The 2,030-nt window shown below is 63.5% G+C and carries 3 protein-coding genes; 1 reads left to right on the forward strand and 2 read right to left on the reverse strand.

What is annotated here, in order from left to right; genetic code table 11:
- Positions 1 to 843, reverse strand: an 843-nt coding sequence (locus tag EN994_RS28870) for a serine dehydratase beta chain (protein WP_206530522.1), incomplete at its 3' end; no start/stop codon positions are given.
- A 178-nt stretch (positions 844 to 1,021) separates the two neighbouring features.
- Between EN994_RS28870 and EN994_RS28875 the strand changes: the two genes are divergently transcribed.
- Positions 1,022 to 1,735 (forward strand): DUF599 domain-containing protein, encoded by a 714-nt coding sequence (locus EN994_RS28875; RefSeq protein ID WP_027161543.1) that lies wholly within the window; start codon positions 1,022 to 1,024, stop codon positions 1,733 to 1,735.
- Here the strand turns inward: EN994_RS28875 and EN994_RS28880 are convergent.
- On the reverse strand, positions 1,714 to 2,030 hold a 317-nt coding region (locus EN994_RS28880; protein ID WP_164746294.1), incomplete at its 5' end, for a YdcF family protein. The two genes, EN994_RS28875 and EN994_RS28880, sit on opposite strands and share 22 nt — an antisense overlap.

Raw genomic sequence — 2,030 nt, forward strand, 5'->3', positions numbered from 1 at the left:
GGCGTAGATCGACAGCCAGTCATTGGCGAGCAAGGGATTGGGCTTGTTCTGCTGCCATTGCTCCTGCAGCTTGTCATGCAGCATGCGGGCACGGCGGCGCACCTTCAACCCGCCCGGCATGATGCCGTCCTGCGACAGGCCGCGGTCGATGCAGCCTTTCATGGCGCTCCAGATGCCGTCGAGGCCGGCGTCGAGCGCCTCGCGCGTCATCTGCGTCTCCTCGTTGACGCGTTTCATGTCGGCGATGGAAAGGCCGCTTTTGCCGGCCATGGCCAGCATCTCGACCGCATTCTTGAACGGATAAGGCACTTTCTTGCCTTCCGTCGTCACCGATCCCTTGGCCTTCATCCGCTGCAGTTCCTCTTCGGAAACCACGAAGCCGCCGCCGATCGAATAATAGATGCGCTTGAGCAGCAGGCGGCCGCCGGAATCATAGGCGTAGAACGCCATGCCGTTGGCGTGGCCGGTGAGCGGCGTCTTGCGGTCCAGCACCAGATCGCTGGCCGGATCGAAGCGATAGGTGGGATGGCCGGGCGGCGAAATACGCTTTTCGGCGGCGATGCGACTGGCAATGCCATCGGCCTGGTCGGGATCGACCGTCTGCGGCGTCAGACCGGCAAGGCCGAGCATGACGGCGCGGTCACTGCCGTGGCCGATGCCGGTATAGGCGAGTGACCCGTGCAGGCTGGCGCCAAGGCGGTCGACCTTCACACCCGCCGGGCGCGGCCAGTCATTTCCCGCGACCTCGTCGAGAAACCGCGCCGCGGCGGTCATCGGTCCCATCGTGTGCGAACTCGAGGGTCCTATGCCGATCTTGAACAGGTCGAAAACCGAAAGGAACACGCGGCGTTGTCTCCTGGAGTCAGGTCGAGGACTACATATAGGAATTCCCACGATGTTTCCGCTCTTTTGGAAATCGCGGCGCTGCACCCGCCGACCTTGTTTGCTCCGGCAGCGACATTGGCACGATCGCTGAATGCGGACATCGAAGCGATCGCCCTGAATGTGATAAATTCAGGCCATGGGCGATTCCCTCGATCTTTCGACAGCCGATCTCGCGGCGCTGGCCTTCTTCCTCGTCGCGTGGCTGCTGCACACGTTTGCCTCCGACGGCAAGCTTGTCAGCCGGATGTCGCTGACGACGGCGATGAATGCACAGCGGCAAGCCTGGATGCGGACCATGGCCGAGCGCGAGATCCGCATCGTCGACACCGCCATCATGAGCGGGCTGCAGCAAGGCACCGCCTTCTTCGCCTCCAGCTCGCTGATCGCGATCGGCGGCTGCTTTGCCCTGCTCGGCGCGTCCGACCGGGTTCTTGAAGTGCTCAGCGACCTGCCTCTGGGTGGCGCGCCGTCGCGCGCGGCCTTCCAGATAAAGGTGTTTGGGCTGGTGCTGATCCTGGCGTTTTCGTTCTTCAAATTCGGCTGGGCGTACCGGCTGTTCAATTATTGCACGATCCTGATCGGCGCCGTACCGATCCCGCATGGCGAAGCCTCGCGCAATCCGGTCACCGAAACGGCGGTGTGGCGTGCGGCGCAAATGAACATGCTGGCCGGAAAGCACTTCAACTCCGGCCTGCGCGGCGTGTTCTTCTCGATCGGTTATCTCGGCTGGTTCGTCGACCCCATGGTGTTCGTGTTGTCGACGCTGTTGCTGCTGGCGGTGCTGGTGCGGCGCCAGTTCTTCTCGGCGGCCAGGCAGGCGGTGATCGGTCAGCCGCCCGGAAAAGGCTGATCGATCCGGCCTGACAGCCAGTAGGCAAAAAGCCCGATCCATTCCCGGATGGCCATGGTGGTGGCCCGCAGCGAATCGGCTGGATTGTCGCGGAACAGGCCGACGCCTTCCCGTCCCGAGGTGCGATAGTCGACCGGCCATGGAACGGTTGCAAAGCCGGCCTTGTCGAACAGCGCCTTGGCGCGCGGCATATGGAAGGCCGAGGTCACCAGCAGCCAGGTCTCGCCGGGCTTCGGCGTTACCAACTCCTTGGTGAAGACCGCGATTCTCGCCCGGCGCTTTCCCACCGCCAAGG

The sequence above is a fragment of the Mesorhizobium sp. M7A.F.Ca.CA.002.09.1.1 genome, assembly GCF_003998555.1.
In the GTDB taxonomy this organism is placed as follows: domain Bacteria; phylum Pseudomonadota; class Alphaproteobacteria; order Rhizobiales; family Rhizobiaceae; genus Mesorhizobium; species Mesorhizobium ciceri.

What these genes read in the sequence shown, in the direction of transcription:
- EN994_RS28875 (WP_027161543.1), top strand. Translation starts at nt 1,022, where the DNA reads ATGGGCGATTCCCTCGATCTTTCGACAGCCGATCTCGCGGCGCTGGCC.